The organism is Ruegeria sp. HKCCD8929 (assembly GCF_013031405.1).
Lineage (GTDB): Bacteria > Pseudomonadota > Alphaproteobacteria > Rhodobacterales > Rhodobacteraceae > Ruegeria.
Genome location: NZ_WPZY01000022.1, coordinates 1 through 21299, shown reverse-complemented (window position 1 = coordinate 21299; position 21299 = coordinate 1). Strand labels below are relative to the sequence as shown.

Sequence of the window (21299 nt, the reverse complement as noted above, 5' to 3'; positions counted from 1 at the left end):
TCACTCCGCTGCAATCGCCTTGGGGGCGGGTGTTTTTGGCTTGGCGCCGTGTTCGTATTCTTCGAGGAAATCGAGGACTTCCTGCCGGTAGGCGTAATAATCCGGGTGCTCCAACAGTGCCTTGCGAGTCCGTGGGCGTGGCAGGTCGACCTTGGTGATCTTGCCGATGGTCGCCTGCGGGCCGTTGGTCATCATCACCACGCGGTCGGCCAGCAGGATCGCCTCGTCCACATCATGGGTCACGCAGATCGCGGTGACCTTAGTGCGGGACCAGACCTCCATCAGCACTTCCTGCAATTCCCAGCGCGTAAGGCTGTCGAGCATCCCGAAGGGCTCATCGAGCAGCAACAGTTTGGGGGACAAAGCAAAGGCGCGCGCGATGCCGACGCGCTGTTTCATGCCGTTCGACAGGTCCGAGGCGGATTTGTCCATGGCATCGGCCAGACCAACGCGTTCCAGATAGTATTCAACGACATCCTGCCGCTCGGCGATGTTGGCCTTGGGATAGACCTTATCGACGCCGATGGCGACGTTCTCTTTGGCACTGAGCCAAGGGAACAGGTTGGGCGACTGGAACACCACGGCACGCTCGGGATCGGCCCCTTCGACATGGCGGCCATCCAGTTTGATCGCGCCTTTCGAGATCTCATTCAGCCCCGCCGCCATGGTTAGAACCGTGGATTTGCCACAGCCCGAGTGACCGATCAGCGAGATGAATTCACCCTTGTCGATCTTCAGATCGAAATCCTCGACCACGGTCAGCGGGCCTTTGGGCGTCGGGTAGACCTTGTGCAATTGCGAGAAATCGAGGAAGCGGTTCTCGATCATCCCCTTCTGCGCATCCGCGACGGCTGTTGGCACACCGTGGATCGGAGTAACATCGGGCAACAGGCGCGAGCCTTCGACCTTGGCTTCGATCCCTACATCCATCAGATACTTGGTGATGTCTGCGCGCAGGCGTTTGAAAGTTTCATCATTGTTCATCGCGCCCCGGTCGCGTGGACGCGGGATTGAGACACGGAACTCTTGTCCTAATGTGCCATCTGGATTCAGGGCGATGATGCGGTCAGCCAAAATGATCGCTTCATCCACATCGTTTGTGATCAGCACGCAGGTCTTCTTGTCGGCTTCCCAGATATGTTCGATCTCATCAGCCAGATTGGCGCGGGTCAGTGCGTCGAGCGCCGACAAAGGCTCATCCAGCAACAAGACCTCAGGGTTCATCGACAGGGCGCGCGCGACGTTGACCCTCTGGCGCATGCCGCCGGACAGTTCCGCCGGGCGGCGTGTTGCGGCGTGGCTGAGGCCCACCATCTTGACGTAGTGCGCGACCTTTTCGGCCTTCTCGGCCTTGCTGAGGCCGGGGAAGACTGTATCAACCGCCAGACCCACATTGCCGCTGACCGTCAGCCACGGCATTAGCGAGTAGTTCTGGAAGATCACCGCACGTTCCGGCCCCGGCCCTTTGATCGGGGCACCTTTGAACGTGACCTCCCCGCTGGTCGGAGTATCCAACCCTGCCATCAGGTTGATCAGGGTGGTTTTGCCGGTGCCCGAAAAGCCGAGGATCACCAGAAACTCACCCTCCTGCACGTCCAGATCGATGCCTTTCAGCACATCCGTGCGGGTGGTGCCCTCGCCAAAGGATTTTGAGGCATTTTTGAAGCTCAGTATGCTCATCGCGCTTACCGGTTGTTCGTGAAGGTGAAGAGGGATTGCAGCGCGTACATTACTCGGTCCAGCAGGAAGCCGATGATGCCGATGGTGAAGACTGCAACCATGATCTTGGCCAGAGAGCTGGACGAACCGTTCTGGAACTCATCCCAGACGAATTTGCCCAGACCAGGATTCTGCGCCAACATTTCTGCAGCGATCAGGACCATCCAGCCAACACCCAGTGACAAGCGTAAACCAGTGAAGATCAGAGGCAGGGCCGAGGGCATCACCAGCTTGGTGATCTTGGTATAGGTGTTCATTTTCAATACCTTGGACACGTTGACCAGATCTTTGTCGATTGACGCCACACCCAGAGCGGTGTTGATCAGTGTCGGCCACAGCGAACACAGTGTCACCGTGATGGCCGAGATTAGGAAGGACTTGGCAAACCATCCGTCATTGGTGACGTAGACCGCCGAGACGATCATGGTGACGATCGGCAGCCACGCTAGCGGTGAGACCGGTTTGAAGATCTGGATCAGTGGGTTCAACGCAGCATTTGCAGTCGGTGACAGACCCGCTGCAATTCCTAGCGGTACGGCAACAACCGTTGCGATCAGAAATCCAAAAAAGACGGTTTTGATCGAGGTCCAGATTTGCTGATAATAAGAAGGTGCGCCGGTAAAGGCGACGTCTTTCACCTTTTCGGGCTGGCCTGCGTTGATGAACTTCTGGTTGCGCTGTGCGACCATTGCCTCGAACTTGGCACGTTTGGCGGCCTTAGCCTGCGCATCCGCGTTCAGACTGACCATTTCTTCCCAGACCTGAGCGGGTCCGGGCACTGCACCAAGCGAGGTTTGCACCTTGGGCGCCAGTGTTGCCCAGAACAGCAAGAACGCACAGATCGATAGAAGAGGCACACCCAGCAGACGCCAGATTTCGGTCACCTGGGCGCGCGGGTTTTCACCGGCGGCGGCCTTCAGAACAGGCGTGACCCAGCTGAGGCCCAGAACCTGAAACCATTTGTCGGCGGCGTTGATGCGGGTGAAAAGGCGGGCGCGACGCTGCTCTCGGGCGGCGTCTGCGTTGAAATCGGGATCGACCGTTGTCATCTGATGTGTCCTTGCGCCGGCGGGGCACTTTGGGGCGCACGCCCGGCGATGGCCGGGCGCGGCATTGCGAGGGGGGTTAGCCTTGTACGTCCGAACCGACGATTTTCTGATCGCCCTTCAAACCTATGGACAGGCTTTCGAGATAGGCGTTGGGGGTGCTGCCGTCATAGGCGATGCCGTCAATGATGTCCTCGGGCTGGGTCGGGGCCTTGTAGCCGTCGCTGTCCCAGGGGAAGTCAGCCTCATCCGCCAGACCTTCATCGACCAGCATGCGTGCGGCGTCCAGATAGATCTCGGGCTTGTAGACCGACTTGGCCACCTCATCATACCAGCTGTCAGGCTTGGCTTCCGCGATCTGGCCCCAGCGGCGCATCTGGGTCAGGTACCAGACAGCGTCCGAGTAGAACGGATAGGTCGCGTTGTAGCGAAAGAACACGTTGAAATCCGGGACTTCGCGCTTGTCGCCCTTCTCGTATTCAAAGGTGCCGGTCATTGAGTTGGCAATGACGTCGTAATCCGCGCCCACATATTCTGGGCGGCTGAGGATCTCGACCGCCTCGGGACGATTGGCGTTGTCGTTCTCATCCAGCCACATCGCCGCGCGGATCAGCGCCTTGGTTACGGCCAGAGTGGTGTTCGGATATTCCTCGGCAAATTCTGCAGTGATGCCAAAGACCTTTTCGGGGTTGTTTTTCCACAGCTCATAGTCGGTGATCACCGGAACGCCGATACCCTTGAACACCGCCTGCTGGTTCCACGGCTCACCCACGCAGTAGCCATAGATCGTATCGGCCTCCAAAGTGGCGGGCATCTGCGGCGGTGGGGTCACCGACAGAAACACATCCGCGCCGATCTGGCCCGTCACGTTGTCGGGGCTGTAGAACCCCGGATGCAGACCACCCGCGGCCAGCCAATAGCGCAGTTCGTAATTATGGGTGGAAACCGGGAAGACCATGCCCATGTTGAAGGGCTTGCCTTCGGATTTGTACTTGTCAACCACCGGGGCCAGAGCCTCAGCGCTGATCGGATGCTGCGGGCGGCCATCCTCCATCACCGGGATGTTCGGTTTCATCTCTTCCCAGATTTCGTTGGACACTGTGATACCGTTGCCGTTCAGGTCCATCGAAAACGGTGTGACGATATGTGCCTCGGTCCCGTACCCAATGGTCGCGGCAAGCGGCTGACCTGCCAGCATATGCGCTCCGTCCAGCTGCCCGTCGATCACACCATCCAGCAAGACCTTCCAGTTGGCCTGCGCCTCAAGCGTGACAAAGAGACCTTCGTCCAGAAAGTACCCCTGCTCATAGGCGACGGCCAGCGGTGCCATGTCGGTCAGTTTGATGAAGCCGAAGGTCAACTCGTCTTTTTCCAGCTCTAGCATTTCGGCCATTGCGGGTGAGGCGAGCGCGGTGGTTGCTGCAAGGCTCAGAAGAAGTCTTTTCATCTCGGTCCCTTTCGGTCCGGCCCATGAGGGACGGGTGACAGCCCAGATGCGGCCTGGGCAAACAAAAAAGCCGCCGACACGAACCGCCGGGAGGACAAGGCGGTTGGTCGAGCGGCTTTGCTCTTGATTGTTGCCCATTGCGTTGGGCGAATTCCTTCGGTGGGCGTCGTTGCCTGCCGATGGTTGGATTAAGCCATCAACGAAGTGTTCCGTCACCCCGAAACAGATCTTGGCAGCCGATTTTTTCTGCGATGCAGCATTCTTTTACGCTGCAGTGCAAAAAGAATGTGCAAAGCTATTCAGATGGCTCAAAAATTCGACGGTCAAAAAACATGTTTGGCGGCAGGATCAGGCCGCCTTGGGCCGATGCAACAGCGTCCGCGTGAGGATTCGCGCCTTCCAGCTTTGCCGAAGCGCCTGGCAATTCCGCCCCTGCGCCTTGCAGCTCACGCCGGTACAGGTCGCTGCGGAAAACCCCCGCGGCCCGACGCTCGGCATCCACGGCGTCCAGGCCATTTCTTTCCGCCAGGCGGCGCGCAATCCACTTTGCCTGACTGCGCCAGGGGAATGTGGCCGCGCCCTCATGGAATTCAACAAATCGGTCAACACTACGCTGCTCACCCCGGGAGGAGATCGCAAATGTGCCCGACAACGCGCGGTCAATCAGTTCCGGGGATACGTTCAGATAGGATTTGCGCGCCAGCATTTCGGCGGCGGTTGTCTTGCTCCCCGTGCTCGACAGCCACCGACCTGCCCGCCAAACGGCGCGCATGAGGCTGCCCAGCAGATGCGGCTCGGTATCAGCCCATTCCGACCTGACTGCCAGCACCTTTTCGGGGGCACAGGACCATATCGCGCGCCCGGGCAGCAGCAACGCACCGGCCTGTTCATCGACCGAAACAGATCCCCAAGGCTCTCCAACACAAAAAGCGTCAATCTCGCCCGCCGCAAGAGCCCGGGCCATCAACGGCGGCGGAACTGTTCGAATCTCAACCTGCTTCGATGCCAATTCAGTTCCTTCCACCCAATACCGCAGAAGCTCGACATGCATTGAAAACGGAAACGGCACACCAAAGACCAGCGGGCCATCTGCGACCCGAGCGAGTGCTGCTCCAGCGGCTGTCGCGTCACGAAAATCAAACGGGTATCCCTGCGCGCGAAGCAGCTTTTCCAGCCCGCGCCCAACTCCGATGACGTTGCCATTCAGCGACAGCACCGAAACGGCCGACAGAGGGGTTGCGATGCCGCCCAGACCCAATCTGGTCGCAACCGGGATCGGGGATAACAGATGCGCGGCATCGACATGCCCAAAGGTAAACATGTCCCGCAGTGACGACCAGGACGGCGCCGGGCGCAGATCCAGCGACACACCTTCGGCATGATCAAATCCCATCTCGCGCGCAACGATCAAAGGGGCCGCGTCGACCAGCGGCATGTATGCGACGGGAAGAGAGACCGTTCTCATGACAGCAGCCCGGATGCCGTCACCAGCGCCTCAGCCACATCGGCAACGCGGCGGTTCTGGTTCATTGCGGTCTTGCGCAGCAGAGCGTAAGCTTCGTCTTCTTGAATGCCTTTGGCCTTCATCAGAAGACCCTTTGCCCGATCAATCACCTTGCGCTCTTCCAATGCGCGGCGGGTCTCGGCAAGTTCGGTCCTCATCTGGCGCAGGACCTGAAACCTGGCAATCGCGGTATCTATGACCGGCTTGATCCTCTCGGCTTGCAGGCCGTCGACAACATATGCGGACACTCCGGCCTCAACGGCGGCTTTGGCAAGCCCCCCTGCAGCGCCGGACACGAACATTGCCACTGGACGCTCCATTGGGCCAGACGCAATTGTCAGCTCTTCAAGCATGTCGCGCGACGGATTATCGATATCGATCAGCACAATATCGGGGCTGTGCATGGCAATCTTACGTGCGAGCCCCGAGGCGTTGCCGATCACATACACATCGACGTTCTCTGACTCATTTAGCGCATCGACAATCGCGACAGCACGATCCCGGTTTTGTTCAACAACTACGACTGTCAAATTGCGGTTCATGCCCCTTGGGCTGGGCAATTGCTATGGCGGTGACAATGCCATCCACTCCAGCAATGACGAAAACATACGCGTCGCGCCCAACCTGTCAGCAGAATGTTTGGATCTGCTGAAAAACAACGCAGAATGCGATGCAGACGAGTTTCAGCGATTGGACCGGTGAGTGGGTTGTCGACCAGATGACAAGGCACTGTTGATAGCAGAAACAGTGCTTGTCGCAGTCACATTACGCCAATTAACCGGCTTTGTGGGTCACGTATAGTTCTTGTTACGCGACATCATACCAAGCCCTGGGTTCATGCTGTTTGTAGGGTCCACGGCCTTGTAGAATGCGGCTAGGTCGGGTTTGGCCGGGTACAGATGGCCGACGTTGTGCTCTGCCGGGTATTCGGCGCCGCGGTGGTCCAGGATTTTCAGCATTGCGGCCTTGAGCGCCTTGGGGTTGGAACCCTTTTTCACGATGTAGTCCTGATGAAGCACATGGCACATGAAGTGGCCATAGTAGAGCCTGCTGACCAGTTGGCCCGATATCTCTGCGGGCAGATTCTCGAACCAGTCCGTGTCGTTGCGGCGTAGTGCAATGTCGAGCGCGATGATGTCTTCCACCTCATGCGCGTGGACTTTCATGTAGCGAACGGCTGCACCTGCGGCCGCAAATCTGTGCAGCCCGGCGATCTTGGCCTCGCGCGGGTCGCATTCGAAGAAATCCAACTGGTCACCCGCGGTCATGTCGGACAGCAGGACGCGGGCTTCGTCGATCCCGCCGTCGCGCATTTTCAGGATCAGGTGGTGTGGGAACTGGTCGCGGAAGGCCCGCATCCGGCGGGGCAGAACGTCAGGCCAGAACCGCATGGCGAATTGCATGAACCGGTCGGTGAAGTTCGCAAGACCCGGCACGCCCTCAAGCCGGGCATCCACCGCGCCCTTGAGGGCGAAAAACGTGGGCAACCGGTCGGTGCCCAGTTTGTCGATCATCACAATTGTGTCCTTGCCGTAGCGGTCGGAGATGTCGAAGACCTCTTCATGCATGTACTCGGCGCTGACCGGCAGGGTCCGAAATTCCGACAGGATACGGCGGCGCAAAGCGGTCAGGGCGACGGTGTCCTGCGCACCGACATAGAAGGTGCGCTCGCTTTCGTTTTTGGGATAGGTGTCCAGACGCACGGCAAAGACCGCGAGCTTGCCGGCACAACCCGATGCCTCATAGAGCCGCGATTTGTCCGCGTTGAAGCGGGCCGGCGTGTCCGCATCCACATTGCGCACGCGGCGGGCATAATCGGTATCCGAGGCCTTGCGGTTGTCGGTCTCGATATCTTCGGGCCGGAAATCGCCCTGTTGCAGGCGGGTCAGGATTTCTTCGGGCTTGGCCCCCAGACGGATTCCCAGATGGTTGACCAGTTCCAGCGCACCATCCTGCGTGATGCGGGCATGAAGCGAGAGTTCGGTATAGGACGGGCCGCGCTCGACCAGCGAGCCGCCCGAGTTGTTGCACACGCCACCGATGACCGAGGCCCCGATGCAGGACGATCCGATCACTGAATGGGGCTGCCTGCCGATGGGGTCCAGCAGCTTTTCCAGCGCAAACAGGGTCGAGCCGGGAAAGCTGATGACCTGTTTGCCCTCGTTGATAAGCTGCAGCTGGTCCATGCGGCGGGTGTTGATCAGCACCACGTCGCGGTCATAGACCCCCTTGGGTGTAGAGCCTTCGGTCAGGCCGGTATTGGCCGCCTGCATGATGACGATCTTGTCGGCGGCGACGCAGGCCTCGAGCACCTTCCACTGTTCCAGCAATGTGGCGGGCTGCACCACGGCCAGCGCCTCACCCTCGCCCGACCGAAAGCCCCGGCGAAAGCGGCGGGTGCGGCGGGCGCCGGTCAGCACGTGCCGCCGCCCGCAAATGGCCTGAAAGCGCTTGATCAGCTCGGCATCGGTCATCCCGGAATCCTCCCTAATATGCGACCGAGGGCAACCATGTTGCCAGCTGCGGCCACAGGAAGACGAAGAACAGGCCGGTCAGCTGCAGGATCACGAAGGGGATGATTCCCTTGTAAATGTCGGTCAGCTTGATCTCGGGCGGACAGACGCCTTTGAGGTAGAACAGCGCGAAACCAACCGGTGGTGTCAGGAACGAGGTCTGCAGCGTCACCGCCACAAGGATCACGAACCACACCAGCGCCGGTTCGTCGATGACACCGAACCCATCGATATCCAGGCCAAGCCCGTTCACGATGGGGCGCATCAGGGGCAGCACGATCAGTGTGATCTCGATCCAGTCCAGAACGAAGCCCAGCAGGAACACGATGAACAGGATCATGAACACGGTGCCGTTCGGACCAAGGCCGGTACCCTGGATCATCTCTTCGATCAGCGCGTCGCCGCCCAGTTCCCGCAGCACATACGAGAACACTGTCGCGCCCAGAAAGATCGCAAAGATGTAGGCGGTGGTGTTGAAGGTCGACTTGAGCACGTTCACCAGCTTGGCCAGCGTCAGCTTGCGGTAGCCGAGCGCCAGCAGCGTCGCGCCCAATGCGCCCACGCCTGAGGCTTCGGTTGGTGTGGTCAGCCCCGCAAAGATCGACCCCAGCACAGCGAGGATCAGGCCCAGCGTCGGCAGAACGGCGATCAGCACGTCTTTGACCGCGGCCCAGTCGGGGCGGGTGGCACCCTCGGGCACCGGGGCCACATCGCGTTTGATCAGCGCGATCACGAAGATATAGGTCAGGTACAGGGCCCCGATGATCACACCGGGAAAGACTGCTGCCATGAACAGGTCACCGACGGACAGCGCCATCTGGTCGGCCATGATGACCAGCATGATTGAAGGCGGGATCAGGATGCCCAGTGTTCCGCTGGCCGACACCACGCCCGCGGCCAGCGAGGGGTTGTATTTCTGCTCCATCATCGAAGGTAGCGACAGCACGCCCAGCAGCACCACCGAGGCACCGATGATGCCGGTCGACGCGGCCAGGATGATGCCGATCATGGTGACGGTGATGGCAAGTCCGCCGCGCACCGTGCCGAACAGGCGCTGCATCGAGGACATGAGACGCTCGGCCACACCAGATTCGTCCAGCATCAGCCCCATGAAGATGAACATCGGCAGCGCCACAAGAACCGCGTTCGACATGGTGGCGTAGACGCGGTTCACCACGGCGCCCAATGTCAGATAGTCCAGACCGGTCAGCGTTTCCTCAAGCCCGGTCCAGTTCATCATGCCGTTGTCGAACAGGTAGGCGAGACCGCAATAGGCCACCCCGACCCCGGCCAGCGTCCAGGCCACGGGGAAACCGGTGAACAAGAGAGCGATGAAGGTCAGGAACATGGCGATGACCAGCTTTTCCTCGGTTGTCTCGACGAGGAAGGTCAGCGCAACAGCAACCACCGCGAAACCCAGCAAGGCCCAGAAAATGAGGCGCAGGCCCTTGCCCTGACGCTCTTCTTCCAGATTGGCGAACAAGGCATGGACGTCGTGGATCAACCTCGCCGTCGCCGCCAGAGCCAGCAGAATGAAGCTGGCCGGGATCACGCCCTTCAACGCCCAACGCGCGGGCAGGCCCGTAGGGCTGTCGGAGGACTCGTTCACACGCGAGCTTTCATAGAAATAGTCGTATCCCTGATCGACCATCAGATAGATGAACGGCACCAGCAGGGCGAAGATACCGATGACCTCGATAATCCGCCGGGCGCGCTGGCTGAGTTGCATGTGCAGCAGGTCGACCCGCACATGGCTGTCCGTGACCAGCGCGTAAGAGATGCCGACCATCGTCACCAGCCCGTAGAAATGCCACTGGATCTCATCGAGCTTGGGATAGTTCTGATTCAGCAGGTAGCGCAGCGCCACCTGCGAAACGATGGCCGCAACCAACAGCAGGTTGGCCCACATGACTACATGACCGATACCCTTGACGCCGTTGTCGATGGCGACAGCCAGTTTCTGGCGGTCGGGTTCACCATGTTCAAGGATGCTTTCATAGACTTCGATCGGGTCGTCTTTAGTCCGCTGTGTCTCGGCCATGGTCTCCTCCTCGAGAATTAGGCGTTGGGGACGTGAATGCGCCCGGTCAGTTCAGAAAATGACGAAAATCAGAAGGGGAATGTTTTGGGGGCGGATCGAGACCGCCCCCAATCGGACGCAAGTGGTTAAATCACTTGCGGGGGAGGAACGCGTTTTCCTTCCACACGGCATAGCCTTCGCGGAATTCGTTCATATCCGTCAGGACCTTGTTGAAGAACTCGTCATTGGCGGCCTGCTCGGCGGCGACCTCTTCCCAGGTTGCGCGGAAGGTGGCCAGCATCTCGTCATTCCACTGTTTGATCTGAACGCCGTTGTTTTCAACGTTGTCGATCAGGGCCGCGTGCTGGATCGCTTCTCCTTCGGCAAAGCTGTCGGCCATCGACGCTTTGCAAGCATTTTCGATGATCGCCTTATGCTGATCGCTGGCTTCGTTCCAGACGTCCTTATTGACCATCAGCTCAAACACGGTGGCCTGCTGGTGCCAGCCGGGGAAGTAGTTGAACTTGACCAGCTTGTGGAAGCCCAGACGTGCATCGATAGCAGGCATCGAGAACTCGGTCGCGTCAATGGCGCCCTTTTCCAGCGCGGGGAAGATCTCACCGCCTGGCAGCAGCGAGGTGGCCACGCCCAGTTTCTGCATAACTTCACCGCCAAGGCCAAAGAACCGCATCTTGAGGCCGTTCAGGTCTTCGGGGTTGTTGATTTCGCTCGCGAACCAGCCCGAGGTTTCGGGGGCGATGATGGCGCAGGGGATAACGTGGACGTTGAACCCAGCCTGGTCATACATCTCCTGATACAGGCTCAGGCCGTTGCCGTAATAGAGCCACGCCATGTATTCGCCTGCTTCGGGGCCGAAGGGCACGGCCGAGAACAGCGGTGCGGCGGGGATCTTGCCGGCCCAGTAGCCAGCGGTGGTGTAGCCCGAGTTGATCTTGCCCGAGGATACGGCGTCCAGGATTTCGAACGGCGGAACCAGTTTGCCCGGCTCGTAAACCTTCATCTTCAGCGTTCCGCCGGACATCAGGTCCAGCTGCTCGGCCACCCGCGGGATCGGCGAGCCGAGGCCGGGCAGGGCGGTCGAAAACGCGATCGGCGTCTTCAGCAGCATCTTGTCTGCCGCCTGAACTGCCGGTGCAGCCAGCAGCGAGGCCGCAACGGCGAGCGAGGTCAGGGTAGTCTTCATAATTTCTCCTCCAAAGTGCAGGTCAGCCTTTGCTTCAGCTGCCGGTCTCACCGCTTGAGCGGCATGGATGGTAAATTATGTTTACCTCTACGTCTCGTCAATAATTTTATTTACCACTGGCCGCACTCAAGCATAGAGATGATTGATGCCGGTATTTCGCGAAATTTGGTCATCCTGGACGAGGGTTTTCAGCTTTTTGTTTATTTACAGTTGGATAATGAAGTCTCATGTATCCGTAGTTTTGGGTATTTCCTCTTGCAATGTGATCCACCAGTGGTAAATTTTAAGAACAACTAGAAACTTCCGGTTTTCCGGATCGCGCGGTTCCGAACATGAGCAACAACAGCCCTTTTGATCCCGTAGGCCACGAATCAGTCGCCGATGCCGTGGTCGATCAGATCGAGACGATGATTGTCGATGGCATCCTCAAGGAAGGCCGCAAACTGCCCTCTGAACGCGATCTTGCCGAGGCCATGGAGGTATCCCGCCCCAAGCTGCGCGAGGCGCTTCAAAAGCTGGAACAGCGCGGCCTTGTATCCGTGCGCCATGGCGAGGGGACATTCATCGCGCCGCTGACCGGTCGCGCCATGTCGCCAGCACTGCTGTCATTATACTCCCGGCATGGTGGCGCGTTTTACGACTATCTTGAGTACCGGCGCGAGCAAGAGGCCTTTGCCAGTCGGCTGGCCGCGCAACGGGCGACCCAATCCGACAGGGAACGCATTGCCGAGACAATCGCGGACATGCAGAAGGCGTGGGAAGAGGATGACATCGACGCCAGCCAAGAGGCGGATTTTCGTCTTCATGCAGCCGTTGTGGATGCCAGCCAGAACACGACCCTGATCCACATGATGGCGTCGATCTATGACCTGACCCGCCAGGGGGTGTTCTATAACCGCAGGTTCCTGCGCACGATGGACGGCACCGGCGAGGCACTGTTGCAGCAGCACAAGGACATTGCGCAGGCGATCCTGGACGGCGATCCCGACCGGGCCGAGGCCGCAGCGCGGCATCACATGGACTTTGTTGAAACGTCCTTCCGCACCGGTCAGGAACAACAGGCGCGGGAAATCCGCGCCGCCAAACGGCGTCAGTTTTCAGCTTAGGCTAAATCAGATCTGCCACCAACCGACCCGCGTCCGCACAGCCTTGCTGGACACGTCGCGGTGTCGGTTTTCACGCAGACCACGATCAGTCTGGTTGCCGACAGCGGCGAAGAGAAGACGATTGTGATCCCGTATCGGGTATCAACCCAGACCTGCGTGATCATCAACCAGAGCAATGTCATCCGCGTGGGAATGCATGCTGAACCTGAACCATCGCCTAAAGTTTTTGATGAGCCTCGGATCGCCACTCATGAATATTCGCCCGTCTTCGAGATCCCGTTCAAACGACCTGCGGCCGAGATAAAACCCGGTCATGATGGTGACTTCCGTTTCAACGTAAAGATCAATATCAAAGCCCGGATCGCTTGCGCATAGTTCCACCGTTTCACCGGGTTTCGTGATGAGCCAATAGGTTGATGCTGGCGACGTCGCATCTGAGAAGTTGAAACGCATCACGTTGCGTTTGGGCGGCAGTTCATCAACATCCACCTGACGCCGCACGTTCCACATCAGCAAATCGGCATCCCGGTCTTCGAGTGCAATTTCCGCCTTGATGTGGCGTTGTGCCCATTTGGCGAGAATGGTCAGAACTTCATCCAACTCGGCAGCCTTGTCCGTTCTGATATAGTCGATGGACCCGGTTGCCCGATCTTCCACCCGCTCCAGCAGGCCGTTCTCCTGCATTTCCTTGAGCCGCTTCGTCAGCAAAGTGGGTGAAATCCCGGGCAGTCCGCGTTTGATTTCGTTGAACCGGGTCGAACCGCCCCAAAGCTCGCCCAGAATCTGGATCGTCCAGCGCGGCAGAAGGATCTCACAGGCTTTCGACGTGGGACAATACAGGCCATAGGGTTTGGTCGTCATGATCCAGGCCTCCTGCGTTAACGGTGGACCGCACGCTGGAGTATAATCCTGATCCCTGAATTCCGGCCAGTACACTTTCTGTATCAGGGGTGGTTCACTTTCTACACTGCCCGGTATCCGCGAGGCCATGCGACGTTGGTTGCATCAAAAACACGCACATGTACTCGAGGAGACACCCAATGACATATACCTCTCATACCGCCCCGCTGAGCCACAAATCAGTGGCCGCCGTGATTGCCGAACTGATCGATGCCGCCAACATTGCAGCGCAAAAGGTCATCGAGCGCCGGAAAGCCAAGGCACGCCTGAGCAAACTGTCCGACAGATACCTTCGTGATATCGGGTTGACCGAGCATGACGTCCCAGACGCGACCCGCATGCAGTTGCCGTCGGGCGGTGCACTGGAACTGATTGACATCCGTCGGTCGCGGTCTGCCAACTGGTGATCAAACCCGCTTGAACGTATGCGGCCACTTCGGGTTCCCTACCGGACCTTAGGTTGCCGCATCATTCATCCGCAAAACGCAAGAGGACGACTGACATGGCAATGGGAAAGAAGCTCAATCGCACGTTTCGACGCTTTATCGAAGCGCAACCGTTGTTTTTTGTTGCGACGGCGGATCGAGACGGCCGTGTGAATGTCTCGCCGAAGGGAATGGACACACTCAGGATCAAGGATGACCACCGGATCCTCTGGCTCAATCTGTCTGGCAGCGGCAATGAGACCGCGGCGCATGTTCGGGCCACAGGTCGCATGACACTCATGTTCTGCGCTTTCGAGGGGAACCCTTTGATCTTGCGCGTTTACGGGCAAGCCCGGGTTCACCATCCGCGCGACGCAGACTGGGAGGCCTTGATCACCGACTTTCCCAAGCTGGGTGGCAGCCGGCAGGTGTTCGACCTGACCATCGATCTGGTTCAGACGTCATGTGGTTCAGGAGTGCCCATCATGGAGTTCAAGAAGTCCCGAGGCGAGGTGGAATTGGAACCTTATTATGACGGGTTAGGGCCAGATGGTGTCAAAGACTATTGGGAGCGCAAAAATGTCGAGACGATCGACGGTAAACCCACTGGCATTTTTGAAGACCAGTAGGCGGCGGATCGCTTCCATTGTGCCGGTATTGCGGTCACCTGACTTCGGCACCGTAGAACAATGCGGTCGTTCATAACCTGCTTAGGAATGGCCGTTTCGTGCCGCGCTACCGGTATTGCCACTGAGGCTCGGAAGCCTCTCAGCAGCAAACGTGGCGCGTTAGTTTCGAGCTTTGACGATGAGGGAGTTCAACTTGTCGAACTCACGCCGTGTGGTGAAGCGATGTTCGGTGCAATACGCGCTGTCGCGATTGTCGGGCTCAAGGCAAGAAAGAATGAGGTGCTCGACCGCGGCTTCCCCCTCCATGCCATCTTGTTCGATCATCGGGACGAAACGCTTCAGAAATTCAGTCGTGTCGGACTGGTGGACGATCAGAGTATTCCATTCGGGCACAACGAAAAGCGCCTGATTTCCAAGGCCCCAACTCCAAAACGTGCCTTCCGGCAGTCCGGTGTCAGGGCTTGGTATCCACCAGAGGTAGCCGTGCCCCCATCTCAGGCCATCCATACCCGTCTGGATAAAATCCTCTGTAATGCGGTTGATCCACTCACTCGGTACAATCTGCCGATCGCCGATCCGGCCGTTGTTGAGATAGATCTGACCGAACCTGACAAGATCACGGGCTGACATGCGAAACGCTGCGGCTTTGTGCATAGAGAGGCTGGCGTCGGCGACATAGGACACATCCCTAACGTCGAAATCCTCCATCTCGGACGGCACAGCAATTCCCTGATGGAATGCCTCGGCGATCCCAAGACCTGTGCGCATTTCGAAGATTGTCGTCAAAGCATTGTAGTCCCAATTGTTGTATGCCCAGATGGTACCGGGCTCGTTTTCCCGGTTGCCCAGCCGTCTGTCGATGTCGTCCTGCAGCGACCCAGAGGCTGCGGTGGGATGACTGATGCCGGACACGCTCTTGAGCAAGTGGCGCACCGTTGCCTGTTTTTGTTTCGCAATAAGCGGTTCCGGCGCATCATCGATGCCCAGCTCCTCCAGCGTGGCATTCAGATTGACCTGTCCTGCACCTGGGACAAGATGCATGCCCACGAGGGCGCTGAGGAACGATTTGCGCATCGAGTGGGTCGAATACTGCTTTCTGAGGTCGCCGTACGCGCCAACCACCTCGCCATTTGTCACGATCACAAAACTGTCGGTACTGAGCGTGGTGACAAAACCGAACACAGCGTCCAGCCCATCTGATCGCCAGCCTAAACCTTCGGCTCTTTTCGCATCCAGTCGAGTGACTTCGTGAGGTCGTGTGGGCAAAGACTGTTGTGCAAGGCCGCTCTCGCCGGTCATGGACAGATAAACAGTGGCGCTGGCCAGAATGGCAAGCAGGCCGGAAATCCACGCAAAGACTCGGCGCTTAGCGATCTGTGCCTCCATCTGCCTGGCGACGTGGGGTCGGTGTCTCCTCCAATCTGATGTCACGGTGACGGCCTATCAAGGCTACAACCATGGTTTAGGGCGCATTGCCCGCACCCGTGGCTAAACTGGGCATACGAGAGATCTGGTCGGGCCGGTGGACGGTGCTTTTTGGACCGACAAGGGGAGTGGACTGCACCATCGAGGGCGGTTTGATGACACAAAAAACGGGCGAAGCGCAGACGCTTCGCCCGGTCGTTTTGGTCATGATGCTCAGGCGATGACGAAGTCGTCCACGCCGATATCGGCGGCCTGAACGTTCTCGAGCCGTACCAGATCCTCGTTGGTGGCGGTGATCGAGATCACGGTGTCACCGCCGTCATCCGCGATTGTCAGGTCGGCAAACGCCAAGCCGCCGTCCAGTCCGATCAGGTCGATCCCGTCCTCGAAATCACCGATTGTGTCGGTTCCTTCGCCCGGAGCGAACAGGAAGGTGTCGGCACCGGCGCCGCCATTCAGAACGTCGTCACCTTCACCACCTTTGAGAGCATCATCGCCGGCACCGCCGAGCATGATGTCGTCTCCGGCGCCCCCGAACATGGCGTCGTTGCCGTCGTCGCCCAGCAAGATATCGTTCCCCGCGCCGCCATTCATGATGTCGTTGTCCGCGCCACCGCGCAGCACGTCTGCGCCATCGCCGCCGAGCAACAAATCGTTCCCCGCGCCGCCGTCAAGATCGAGATTGATCAGACCGGCGGCAAGCCCGCTGGCGTCGATCACATCATTACCATCCTGGCCGTTGACATCGAGGTTCTCCGTCGTTCCGATGTCAAGCTGGAACGGGATCAGGTTTTCACGTGCAAATTCCACGCGATCGCCATCGGCGGTAATACGGAAGTTGTCGCCGTCGCCATTGGCGCCATTGACCTGCACCGTGTCGTTGCCATCGCCGCCTTCCATCAGGTCCGAGCCGTCGCCGTTGTTCCAGATCAGTAGGTCGTTGCCGTCGTCGCCGAACTTCGCATCGTTCCCCTTGCCGCCGATCAGCGTGTCATTGCCCGCGCCGCCGCATACCACGTCCTCGCCGTCGCCGCCGATCACGAGGTCGTTGCCGTCGCCGCCGTCGAGATCAAGGTTGATCAGCCCGGCAATCCCTTCGCTTGCCACAATCACGTCATCGCCGCCCCCGCCGTTGACATCGAGATTTTCCGTGGTGCCGATGTCGAGCTGGAACTGGATCAGGTTGTCACGTTCGAACCTGACGCGGGCGCCATTTGGCGAGATCACGAACAGGTCGCCGTCGTCATCGGAGCCATTGACCTGCACGGTATCCTCGCCGGCGCCGCCTTCCATCAGGTCGGACCCGTCGCCGTTGTTCCAGATCATCAGGTCATCGCCATCTTCGCCCAAGAAGATGTCGTTGCCCTTGCCGCCGGTTATTGTGTCGTCGCCGTCACCGCCGCGCAGCACGTCGACGCCGTCGCCACCGATGATCTCGTCATTGCCGTCGCCTCCGTCGAGATCGAGTGAGATCAGATCGGCCGCAAGCCCGGTGGCATCGATCACGTCGTCGCCGCCACCTGCATTGATGTCGAGGTTTTCGGTGGTGCCGATGTCGAGCTGGAATGGGATCAGGTTTTCACGGGCGAATGCCACCCGGTCGCCATTGGCCGAGATGCGGAATTCGTCGCCGTCATCGACGGCGCCGTTAACCTGCACCGTGTCGTTGCCATCGCCGCCTTCCATCAGGTCCGACCCGTCGCCATTGTTCCAGACCAGCAAGTCGTTGCCGTCCTCGCCCAACATCGTGTCGTTGCCTTTGCCGCCGACGACAACATCGTTGCCGGCACCGCCACGCAGATGATCCTCGCCATTGCCACCGATGACCGTATCGTTGCCGTCGCCACCGTCGAGGTCGAGCTTGATGAGTTCGGCGGCAAGCCCGGTGGCATCGATCACGTCGTCACCGCCGCCAGCATTGACGTCGAGGGTTTCGACAGACCCGATATCCAGCTGAAACGGGATCAGGTTTTCGCGGGCGAATTCGACCCGCTGGCCATTGGCCGAAATGCGGAAGTCGTCGCCGTCATCCACTGCGCCATTGACCTGAACGGTGTCTTGGCCAAAGCCGCCTTCCATCAGGTCCGATCCGTCGCCATTGTTCCAGATCATCAGATCGTCACCGAACCCGCCGAACACCTTGTCGCTGCCTTTGTCACCGATCAGGGTGTCATTGCCGAAGCCGCCCCAAAGCTTGTCGTCGTCATCTCCGCCAAACACGAGGTCATCGCCAAAGCCACCGAACAGTCTGTCTTCGCCACTGCCGCCTTCGACGCGGTCATCGCCGAACCCGCCGAACACCGTGTCATCGCCGCCCGCGCCATCGATCCGGTCGTCGCCACGCAGCCCGAAAATCCTGTTATCGTCGTTGTTTCCTTCAATGATGTCGTCGCGTCGGGTGCCGAAGAATGTATTGCCGATACGAGTAATGAAATTGAAAAAGGCCATGATCTTTACTCCTTACAAACATCTAAAAATTGCTTCGCTGAAATCAGCGCCGAGGCGTTCACGCGAACGTTTCTCCGCACGGACAAAGTGGTCCGGTCATGATGCCGCCCCTCTTCTCATGAACGCCTGCGCAATTTTGAACCGCAGTCTGCGGCGCTCATGAACGGGACTACGCCCGTGCCTCGTCGATTATTCTCGTTTCGGAAAATTTTTGCATGTGGCGCACCGAAGATCCGGGTCTGGCCGCTCCGGACTTCGACTAGGTCTGAGAGGCAGCCAGTTGAGCGATCTCAACCAGATCGCCGCGGTTTTCGTCTCCGACAACAACGAAGTTGGAGTTTTGGGAGCCCCAGGTCACCATGTCGAATGCGTTTATGGTCAGCTTCTCGAACCCGTCGCGAGGCGTACCTGACTGTATCTGGCAAATGGCGACAACGCTCATGTCAGCATCGGTATACATCAGCTGCGCAACCGGCTTACCCACGGCCACCAGCAACCGCGCTCCTTGGAATGTCAGCCCCTCTGCGGAGAGATCCGGAATGCGAACGTCAACGCCCACGGATTTTGTGAGCCAAGTCTGGATATGATCCGCCTCATTCGCAGGCACCTCAACCAGATGCCGACTTTGGGCAGCGTAGACCCCGTGATAATCGGCAATGTCGGTCAACCAGCCGGGCGCCGACGCCACCTGCTGACCTTGTGTACGCCCGGTGAAATAGCCGGCAGCGCCACCTATCGCCAAGGCGATCACTGCCGCCACCGCAGTGAGCATTTTGAACCCCGATGGCGACCGCGGTGTATTTGCCGGGCTTTCAGTGGGCGCATTCTGAATGGCTGCGGCCAATTCAAGCGGGACCGGTTCGTGCAGTATCTCGGCGAACTGTTCCTTCGCCATCGCATCGGCCGCCATCAGCGCCTCGAGTTCGGCCTGAAGCGTAGGATCCTTGGCAAGAGCGCCCTCAATCACCTGCATTTCAACGTCCGGCAGTTCGCCATCCAGGAACGCGCTGAGTTTGTCAGAATATCCGGTCACGTGCTTGCTCCTGCGGAATCTGCCATCCGTTTGGCCAGGGTTTTCCTGGCCCTGTGAACCCGGCTCATGACGGTGCCGATTGGAATTCTCAGCAACTCTGCCGCTTCTGCATAGCTGTACCCTTCCACTGAAACGGTCAGAAGAACGGTGGACAGTTCCTCGGGCAACGCATCGATGTGGCGGTGCAGCTCTGTTGCCGCAACAATCGCCTCTCCCGTCTCATTCGTGACCAGTTCCGGCGTTTCGTCAGCGGGCACATGACCCTGACCCAGCCGCACCGTCCGTTTGCGCATCTCGCTGATCCAGAGATTCCGGGTGACCCGGAACATCCAGCGATCAAGGGGCTGGGCGGGGTCCCATTGATCCGCGCGGCTGATGGCGCGCAAGCACGCCTCCTGAACCAGATCGTCTGCTTCGGGCACCGAACGGGTCAGCGATCGTGCAAATCGTCTCAGTCGTGGCAAGAGCACGATCAGTTCGCGCTTCAGGTCGGACAAGGCGCGGTCCTCTCGAATATCCATGCATTGAATTCGAGCAGTCTGCGTCCTTAGTGCAGCGCCGGGCGCCAGAATGCAACTTGCTTGGTTGTTCAGTTGGCACGTCGACGCCACAGGCATCACGCACTCCTTCGCCTTTGTTCAAGGAGCATACGCTTGGCCCAGCGAAAAAATTCCAAAAATTTTTTGTGATCGGGAATAAGCACGGTGGCCGGGGCGTAATGGTTGAGCAGCACGGGCCGCAAGCTCCGCAATTCGACCCGCATTTTGAAAAGGACGATTTAACCATGAACCGTACATTGATTGTTGCAATTGCCATCTGCACCGCTATCGGAACCGTCGCGTCAACCCAAACGCTGGTGTCAGTGAATTCTGATATCGGGAAGGTTCTTGCGTCTGCGAAGACTGGAATGACCCTTTATACGTTCCGCAGGGACGCCAGGAACAAATCGAACTGCTACAACGACTGCGCCAAGGCATGGCCGCCGTTCACGGCGTCAGCCTCTGCGAAACCCAGTGGTGCCCTGGGAGTTATCAATCGCGGGGACGGAACCCTTCAATGGACGCTGAACGGCCGGCCGCTCTATTTCTGGCAGGGTGACTCCGCACGAGGTGACGCGACCGGCGATGGAGTGGGTAACGTCTGGGACGCCGCACGCGGCTGAATGAGGAGAACTGAACATGACACGGATTTTTGCAATTTTACTCAGCGTTCTGGCACTCGGCGCCTGCGACTATGGTGGCGGATACTCTGATGCGCCGGGCGGTTCCTATGAGTCCAACGGTTACTGACGCCGCGCTGGCCCACCCTTTTTGTACCGTAACGAGTGGCGCGCGGCTGCAGAGAAATCCGTAGCCGCGCCGTTTTTCTTTAGCTGAACATCTCCCAAGGACCATTCGTTCCAGGAAGCAAATCCATGCTCGTCTCAGAGGCGCCTATCACGCGCTTCGATACACGCGAGATCATTCCAGCAATCCACTTTACATCTGGCGGGTTTCGACCGCTGAGCTTTGCATTAACGAGGATTATCCATGTGGATTAAACACAAAGCCAATCAGGGCGATACGCTTCAATCCATCGTCAAGCAGTACAAGATCAAAGACCCCAATGCGGTTCTGAAACACCCGCAGAACCGAAAGGTCCTGCCGCTGCTCAAGAAGGGATCTGCATTGAAAAAGGGAACCGAGGTTTGGGTGCCTGATCCCAAGGCCAAGGTTTATGTCGTGAACGGCCCGAAAGGGCAGATGATCCTGAACGAGAAAGAATACAAGACGTACCTGTCAAACGTTCACAAGACGATGGACCGCGCCTATACCGCCATCCTATTTAGGGTCAGGATTCATAACCAGTAGATGACGGTTGCTGCGAGTGCGATGGCGGAC

18 protein-coding genes are annotated in these 21299 nt (G+C 58.7%); 5 read left to right on the top strand and 13 right to left on the bottom strand.

What is annotated here, in order from left to right; translation table 11 throughout:
• The 8 genes from GOX53_RS22305 to GOX53_RS22270 form a co-directional block, all read right to left on the bottom strand.
• A complete protein-coding gene (locus tag GOX53_RS22305) occupies positions 1 to 1680 on the bottom strand; it encodes an ABC transporter ATP-binding protein (protein WP_171180323.1) in 1680 nt (559 codons plus the stop codon).
• Positions 1681 to 1685: 5 nt separating this feature from the next.
• The gene (locus GOX53_RS22300) at positions 1686 to 2768 is read right to left on the bottom strand and encodes an ABC transporter permease (RefSeq protein WP_171180320.1); all 1083 of its coding nucleotides are present in this window, start codon (positions 2766 to 2768) and stop codon (positions 1686 to 1688) included.
• 76 nt (positions 2769 to 2844) lie between these two features.
• Positions 2845 to 4212, bottom strand: coding sequence for a CmpA/NrtA family ABC transporter substrate-binding protein (locus GOX53_RS22295; protein ID WP_171180318.1), 1368 nt, complete (start codon positions 4210 to 4212; stop codon positions 2845 to 2847).
• A gap of 295 nt (positions 4213 to 4507) precedes the next feature.
• Complete coding sequence (locus GOX53_RS22290; protein WP_171180316.1) at positions 4508 to 5677, bottom strand: ABC transporter substrate-binding protein; 1170 nt, start codon at positions 5675 to 5677, stop codon at positions 4508 to 4510.
• Positions 5674 to 6258 (bottom strand): ANTAR domain-containing response regulator, encoded by a 585-nt coding sequence (locus GOX53_RS22285; RefSeq protein WP_171180314.1) that lies wholly within the window; start codon positions 6256 to 6258, stop codon positions 5674 to 5676. The genes GOX53_RS22290 and GOX53_RS22285 overlap by 4 nt, the downstream gene beginning before the upstream one ends.
• 249 nt (positions 6259 to 6507) lie before the next feature.
• The gene (dld, locus tag GOX53_RS22280; protein ID WP_171180312.1) at positions 6508 to 8190 is read right to left on the bottom strand and encodes a D-lactate dehydrogenase; all 1683 of its coding nucleotides are present in this window, start codon (positions 8188 to 8190) and stop codon (positions 6508 to 6510) included.
• A gap of 13 nt (positions 8191 to 8203) precedes the next feature.
• Positions 8204 to 10270 (bottom strand): TRAP transporter large permease subunit, encoded by a 2067-nt coding sequence (locus GOX53_RS22275; protein ID WP_171180310.1) that lies wholly within the window; start codon positions 10268 to 10270, stop codon positions 8204 to 8206.
• A 130-nt stretch (positions 10271 to 10400) separates the two neighbouring features.
• Complete coding sequence (locus tag GOX53_RS22270) at positions 10401 to 11453, bottom strand: TRAP transporter substrate-binding protein (protein WP_171180308.1); 1053 nt, start codon at positions 11451 to 11453, stop codon at positions 10401 to 10403.
• Between the two features lie 332 nt (positions 11454 to 11785).
• On the opposite strand from GOX53_RS22270, the gene GOX53_RS22265 reads away from it, so the two are divergent.
• On the top strand, positions 11786 to 12559 hold the full coding sequence (locus GOX53_RS22265) for a FadR/GntR family transcriptional regulator (RefSeq protein ID WP_171180306.1): 774 nt from the start codon (positions 11786 to 11788) through the stop codon (positions 12557 to 12559).
• 141 nt (positions 12560 to 12700) lie between these two features.
• Here GOX53_RS22265 and GOX53_RS22260 read toward each other — a convergent pair whose 3' ends face one another.
• The gene (locus tag GOX53_RS22260) at positions 12701 to 13495 is read right to left on the bottom strand and encodes a helix-turn-helix domain-containing protein (protein ID WP_217351882.1); all 795 of its coding nucleotides are present in this window, start codon (positions 13493 to 13495) and stop codon (positions 12701 to 12703) included.
• 104 nt (positions 13496 to 13599) lie between these two features.
• Here GOX53_RS22260 and GOX53_RS22255 point away from each other — a divergent pair, with 104 nt between their 5' ends.
• Positions 13600 to 13866 carry a DUF1127 domain-containing protein gene (locus GOX53_RS22255; protein ID WP_171180304.1) on the top strand — a complete coding sequence of 89 codons (267 nt, stop codon included), beginning with the start codon at positions 13600 to 13602 and terminating at the stop codon, positions 13864 to 13866.
• Positions 13867 to 13967: 101 nt separating this feature from the next.
• Positions 13968 to 14513 carry a pyridoxamine 5'-phosphate oxidase family protein gene (locus GOX53_RS22250; RefSeq protein WP_371810394.1) on the top strand — a complete coding sequence of 182 codons (546 nt, stop codon included), beginning with the start codon at positions 13968 to 13970 and terminating at the stop codon, positions 14511 to 14513.
• Positions 14514 to 14672: 159 nt separating this feature from the next.
• On the opposite strand, the gene GOX53_RS22245 is transcribed toward GOX53_RS22250, so the two are convergent.
• The 4 genes from GOX53_RS22245 to GOX53_RS22230 form a co-directional block, all read right to left on the bottom strand.
• Positions 14673 to 15899: a serine hydrolase gene (locus GOX53_RS22245; protein WP_171180302.1), complete on the bottom strand. Its 1227-nt coding sequence runs from the start codon at positions 15897 to 15899 to the stop codon at positions 14673 to 14675.
• A gap of 252 nt (positions 15900 to 16151) precedes the next feature.
• A complete protein-coding gene (locus GOX53_RS22240; protein WP_171180300.1) occupies positions 16152 to 18386 on the bottom strand; it encodes a calcium-binding protein in 2235 nt (744 codons plus the stop codon).
• Between the two features lie 259 nt (positions 18387 to 18645).
• Positions 18646 to 19419: an anti-sigma factor gene (locus tag GOX53_RS22235; protein ID WP_171180297.1), complete on the bottom strand. Its 774-nt coding sequence runs from the start codon at positions 19417 to 19419 to the stop codon at positions 18646 to 18648.
• The gene (locus GOX53_RS22230; RefSeq protein WP_254446698.1) at positions 19416 to 19916 is read right to left on the bottom strand and encodes an RNA polymerase sigma factor; all 501 of its coding nucleotides are present in this window, start codon (positions 19914 to 19916) and stop codon (positions 19416 to 19418) included. The genes GOX53_RS22235 and GOX53_RS22230 overlap by 4 nt, the downstream gene beginning before the upstream one ends.
• Before the next feature lie 221 nt (positions 19917 to 20137).
• Here GOX53_RS22230 and GOX53_RS22225 point away from each other — a divergent pair, with 221 nt between their 5' ends.
• Both GOX53_RS22225 and GOX53_RS22220 read left to right on the top strand, forming a co-directional pair.
• Positions 20138 to 20581, top strand: coding sequence for a hypothetical protein (locus tag GOX53_RS22225; RefSeq protein ID WP_217351881.1), 444 nt, complete (start codon positions 20138 to 20140; stop codon positions 20579 to 20581).
• A 367-nt stretch (positions 20582 to 20948) separates the two neighbouring features.
• Positions 20949 to 21269 carry a hypothetical protein gene (locus GOX53_RS22220; protein ID WP_171180293.1) on the top strand — a complete coding sequence of 107 codons (321 nt, stop codon included), beginning with the start codon at positions 20949 to 20951 and terminating at the stop codon, positions 21267 to 21269.
• Positions 21270 to 21299: the final 30 nt, after the last annotated feature.